The organism is Rivularia sp. UHCC 0363 (assembly GCF_034931125.1).
Classification (GTDB): Bacteria; Cyanobacteriota; Cyanobacteriia; order Cyanobacteriales; family Nostocaceae; genus Rivularia.
On record NZ_JAYGHM010000135.1, the window covers coordinates 1 to 4,961 of the forward strand.

Genomic DNA, 4,961 nt, shown 5'->3' on the forward strand with positions numbered 1-4,961 from the left:
TAACATTCAATCCAAAATCCATTCACGAAGTGTGTCCGTTCATCGAAGATGTTCCCGTTCACCGCAAGGTGTCCCGTAGGGAAGGGTAGGACATAATCCAAAATCTAAAATCCAATAACTCCTAACTATTCCCAGTTAAGATGATTGTTCAGCTAACTTCAACTGTTGCCACCAGCGATTTAAAGGATAATAAACCACAGGGGCCCAAAGACTGCTGAGAATCGCCGAAGCAAGAGTTACCTTTTGGTAATAAGCCCAAATCACATCTGAGTTAGCGGTACCCTTGGCAATAATCTGCAAGGCGAAAATCGTATCGGATAAAATAGCCATCCCGAAGACGATTAGGGCAATAGAAATAAAATCTTCTTGAATAAAACGTTGTTTTTGAAACAAACCAATAAGAAAACCTACCAAACCTAAACTTAAAGCATGGGTCGGTTGGGATGAGGTCATGGCATCTTGCAGCAACCCCAAAACGATACCAGCAAAAGCGCCTTGAAAAGCCGAACGCTTAACACTCCAAGCCACAACCCAAATTAATAGCCAGTTAGCCGTAATTCCCACCAATTCCATACCGGGAAAGCGATTTGGTAACAGAAATAAACATAACAATACCGACCCAGTAATTATCGCCCAATCTGCAATCTGGCGTAAGCTAGGATTCCAGCGAGAAAGAGGTTTGAGCGACTTCTTCGGTTTTTTGCGTCGGGATGGAGGTTGTCCAGAAGTTTGCTTATTTTTTGCCCGAAATGGAGGTTGTCCAGAATGCTTATTTTTTGCCCGAAATGGGGGCTGTCCAGAATGCTTTTTCCTCACCTGAAATTTGGGAATATTCATTGACCTGTAACCTTACTGTTAACTCCTAACTTTGCATCTTCGGGTTCTGCCACAGGTGGTTTAGAATTAACTGTTACCCAGTCAAGCGAGCGAATCGGTGGGAAAAGCTCTATTGTCGCAACTGATGCGGGAAGTCTTTTTAAATCTAATGATTTTATTTTGCCTATAGGTACACCGGAGGGAAACTTAGAACTGTAAGTTGAGGTAGAAACCACATCTCCCGGTTTCACGTTTGGCACTTTTTCATAAAATTCCAATACCGCATCCACAGAACCATCTCCTCGTAAAATACCTTTGGCTCCAGTGCGGCTGATATTTACCCCTACTTGCGAATTCATATCGCTAATTAACAAGACGCGGCTAGTATTGGGAGTTACGCTGTCTATCAACCCAACTAAACCACCTTCAGCCTTGACTATGTAACCTTCCTGAATTCCCTCAAGGCTACCGCGATTTAAACTTACCTGTTGCCACCAATTGTCTGCACTACGTCCAACCACGCGAGCCGGAATGGTAGGTGCATTTTTTGGTTCTTTTTCTACATATTTTAGTAAAGCTTTGATATTCTTATTCTGACTTTCTAAATCAACTATTTTGGCTTGCAGTTCCTGTACTTTTGCATCCTTGAGATATTCTGCTCGATCCGGCTTGGTTTGAAACACCTCAAGCGGATGAGTAATACCGTCGTAAAACTCAACCAAAAGTTCACCTTGAGTTTGGCGGATTACTAAAGCACCACCAACCACTAACCCTAACAACCCTAACTGTAACCCAAAACGCTCCCACCAGCGACGTGCAGTAAACATATAAACCGACCTATAGCAGAAAATTTACTTAATAAATACTTAATAACTTAATAAGAAGATATCGGATTCTATAAAGAACCCAATACCCTATAGAGCTTCATCGAACCTACATATTGCGAGAACGTGCGCTGAATACCCGTTCTAACTGTTTGAAATTTTCTAACACCCGACCAGTACCCAATACTACACAACTCAAAGGGTCGGCGGCAACGTGCGTTACGATACCAGTCTCATGACTAATTAAAGTATCTATACCCTTGAGCAAAGCACCACCACCAGCAAGCATAATACCGCGATCAATAATATCTGCTGCTAGTTCCGGAGGTGTACGCTCTAGCGTCCGCTTCACCGCTTCAATAATAACTGAAAGTGGTTCAGCCATGCTTTCACGAATTTCCGGACCTTTAATCGTCACTGTTCTGGGCAAACCAGAAAGCAAATGTAAACCGCGAACTTCCATGATCGCTTCTTCATCATCATGAGTCGGATAGGCAGAACCAATCCGAATCTTGATATCTTCTGCTGTACGTTCTCCGATTACCAGATTATGAACTTTCTTCATATACTGGACAATTGATTCGGTTAACTCATCTCCAGCAATACGTACTGATTCGCTCAGTACTGTACCTTGAAGACTCAATACTGCGACTTCAGTGGTTCCACCACCAATATCAATAATCAAGTTACCAGTAGGTTCAGCTACTGGCAGCCCTGCCCCAATTGCTGCTGCTACGGGTTCATCGATTAAATAAACTTCTCTAGCCCCTGCTTGAGATGCAGCATCCATTACAGCCCTTCTTTCAACCCCAGTTACACCGCTAGGGATACCAATTACAATCCTAGGTAAAACCAGGGACTTACCGCCATTAACTCTCTGAATAAAATGCTTGAGCATCAACTCAGCAGTATCAAAGTCAGCAATTACACCATCGCGTAAAGGACGCACGGCAATCACATTTCCAGGAGTTCTACCGAGCATTTTCTTCGCATCTTCTCCGACAGCTAGCGCAACCTTTTCGTTTTGGTCGATGGCAACAACTGACGGCTCTTGGAGTACAATACCTTTGCCAGAGACATAAACGAGAGTGTTGGCAGTACCCAGGTCGATACCCATATCTCGCGACAAGGAAAACTTACTGAAAAGACCCACGCGTATTTACGCCCCCTATTCTCGCTATTTTTACAACTTCCGAAATACTGAATCGTGCTGGATTCTATTATTTTTTTTGACTTGAGTCTAGTAAAGCAGACTAATTTTTTATATATCTTTTCCTAATCTTTACCATCTCCCAACCCCTTTGAATTTTATATTCTTTGTTTGAGCAAACCTATCAGTATGCTTTCGCAATTTAGGTATAGTTATTTTTATCATCTATTTGACAAAATCTATTGTTAATTATTTAACACTATCTCAAATGTGTTCTAATCCGTTATTATGGAAATTACAATTCAAAAGTACACTAGTACTAAAAGCTCAAGCCTATGAGTATTAATGTAGTCCACCTCGTCGGTCGCGTCGGTACCGACCCCGACATGAAATATTTTGAGTCCGGTACGATGAAATGTAGATTAACACTAGCCGTCAATCGTCGTAAGAAAGATAGCGAGCCAGACTGGTTTAACCTCGAACTTTGGGGGAAAACGGCAGAAATTGCTAATAATTACGTGCGTAAAGGTAAACAAATCGCCGTCAAAGGTTCCTTAAAATTAGATAGTTGGAACGATCGCACTACCGGCGCACTTCGTTCTTCACCAGTTATTATCGTGGACGACCTAGAGCTATTAGGCTCCAGGCGAGATACTGAAGCTGACATGATGAACAATGGTTCAGAACATTTTTAGTTGGTTACTAGTATTATTAACTAGTTGCTGGCTATTTAATGTCTTAGAAACGACTAATAACTAATTCGTAATGTAACTGATGCTCCCACTTCCTGTTCCCCCGCGACTATAGGAGTGGGTGCAGCTTCAGCCATTGCTGCTGCGGGAACTGCACTTCGATACAGAATTGGTTCTGGTGTGGAAGCATTATCTATTTGAATATTAACTATTTCCTTTGATGTAAAGCCCAAGCTTGACAAGACAGCACCGGCTTGTTTTTGAGCATCTTGAGTCGCTTCTTTAAGTGCTTGTTGACGTGCTTGAGTTGTTGCTTCTTCGGTAGCTACAAATTGAACGCTATTAATTTGCGTTGCACCGGCTTTTACCGCTTCATCCAATAATTTACCAGTCCTTTCGGTGGGAACGCGAAAACTTACAGTATTTGTAGCTTCGTAACCTTGAGTTTGCCTCACATTATCTTTGTAGCTGTATATTGGGTTGAGTTGGATGCCAGTGGTTTCTAACTTCTCTACATTCTGCGATTTGAGTAGCGTCACGACTGCATTAGACTTACGAGCCGCTTCTTCCTGTACAACATTCGCTGTCTTCCCCTGAACCTGCACTCCCAAACTGACTTTGGATAAAGTTGTAGGAATTGTTTCGGTTCCTTGTCCCGTCACCGTCAATGTTCTTAACATTATTTTCTCTTCTGCCAAGCTAGGTTGAACGCAAGCAACACTAACAAACAATGCGATCGGCAGAGTTTTCCATAAATTTTTGTAACCTTGCCATTTATAGCCAAAGGTTTTTATAGTATTCATCATATTCTGACTCCTAATGAAATTATTATATTGAATAACTTTACCCTAGAGTATTTACTGAATTTGAATGTTCCTGTTTTTCACATAAATTTAGAAAAATTAAAACTTCAAGGGAGTAGGAAATAGGCAATAGGAGGAAAAGATAACTCGTAAATGCTTTATTTGATTTAATAAAGTTTGCCCAGAGAACAAAAAATCATTACACCCAACTATTCCCTGTTCCCCATTCCCTACTTCCTAAGAATTATTCAAAACGGATTCCTATATTATGAATTGGCTATTAAAAACCGAACCGAACGAATATTCTTATACTGATTTATCAAAAGAAACTATTGCAGTCTGGGATGGAGTTAAAAATGCTCTTGCTCTCAAAAATATGCGGACAATGCAGACCGGAGAACAAGCATTCATTTACCATACTGGTAAAGAACGCAGTATTATCGGAATTGCAGAAGTTGCGAGTATTGCATATCCCGACCCAAAATTAGACGATCTTAAAAGACTAGTTATAGATATACGAGCAGTACGAAAATTACCCCAACCAATAACCCTCAATCAAATCAAACAAGACGAAAATATGAAAGGTTTTGATTTATTACGTCTGCCAAGATTATCAATAGTTCCAGTTTTACCTGAACATTGGCAGCGCTTGCTAGAGTTAGCAGTTCTTAACAAG

6 protein-coding genes are annotated in these 4,961 nt (G+C 41.1%); 2 read left to right on the top strand and 4 right to left on the bottom strand.

Features of this window, described 5'->3' with window-relative positions; all coding sequences use genetic code 11:
- Positions 1-135: 135 nt before the first annotated feature.
- The 3 genes from mreD to VB797_RS34575 form a co-directional block, all read right to left on the bottom strand.
- Entirely contained in the window at positions 136-837 is a 702-nt protein-coding gene (mreD, locus tag VB797_RS34565) for a rod shape-determining protein MreD (protein ID WP_323242329.1), read from the bottom strand.
- Positions 834-1,643, bottom strand: coding sequence for a rod shape-determining protein MreC (gene mreC / locus VB797_RS34570; RefSeq protein ID WP_323242330.1), 810 nt, complete (start codon positions 1,641-1,643; stop codon positions 834-836). Before mreC ends, mreD begins: the two co-directional genes overlap by 4 nt.
- 106 nt (positions 1,644-1,749) lie before the next feature.
- Positions 1,750-2,757 (bottom strand): rod shape-determining protein, encoded by a 1,008-nt coding sequence (locus tag VB797_RS34575; RefSeq protein WP_323242331.1) that lies wholly within the window; start codon positions 2,755-2,757, stop codon positions 1,750-1,752.
- Positions 2,758-3,125: 368 nt separating this feature from the next.
- Between VB797_RS34575 and VB797_RS34580 the strand changes: the two genes are divergently transcribed.
- A complete protein-coding gene (locus VB797_RS34580; RefSeq protein ID WP_323242332.1) occupies positions 3,126-3,485 on the top strand; it encodes a single-stranded DNA-binding protein in 360 nt (119 codons plus the stop codon).
- 53 nt (positions 3,486-3,538) lie between these two features.
- On the opposite strand, the gene VB797_RS34585 is transcribed toward VB797_RS34580, so the two are convergent.
- Positions 3,539-4,285 (bottom strand): SIMPL domain-containing protein, encoded by a 747-nt coding sequence (locus tag VB797_RS34585; RefSeq protein WP_323242333.1) that lies wholly within the window; start codon positions 4,283-4,285, stop codon positions 3,539-3,541.
- A 265-nt stretch (positions 4,286-4,550) separates the two neighbouring features.
- On the opposite strand from VB797_RS34585, the gene VB797_RS34590 reads away from it, so the two are divergent.
- Positions 4,551-4,961, top strand: a 411-nt coding sequence (locus VB797_RS34590) for an EVE domain-containing protein (RefSeq protein WP_323242334.1), incomplete at its 3' end; no start/stop codon positions are given.

Coding starts and splice junctions, on each gene's coding strand:
- mreD (WP_323242329.1), bottom strand. CDS start 837: ATGAATATTCCCAAATTTCAGGTGAGGAAAAAGCATTCTGGACAGCCC.
- mreC (WP_323242330.1), bottom strand. CDS start 1,643: ATGTTTACTGCACGTCGCTGGTGGGAGCGTTTTGGGTTACAGTTAGGG.
- VB797_RS34575 (WP_323242331.1), bottom strand. CDS start 2,757: ATGGGTATCGACCTGGGTACTGCCAACACTCTCGTTTATGTCTCTGGC.
- VB797_RS34580 (WP_323242332.1), top strand. CDS start 3,126: ATGAGTATTAATGTAGTCCACCTCGTCGGTCGCGTCGGTACCGACCCC.
- VB797_RS34585 (WP_323242333.1), bottom strand. CDS start 4,285: ATGAATACTATAAAAACCTTTGGCTATAAATGGCAAGGTTACAAAAAT.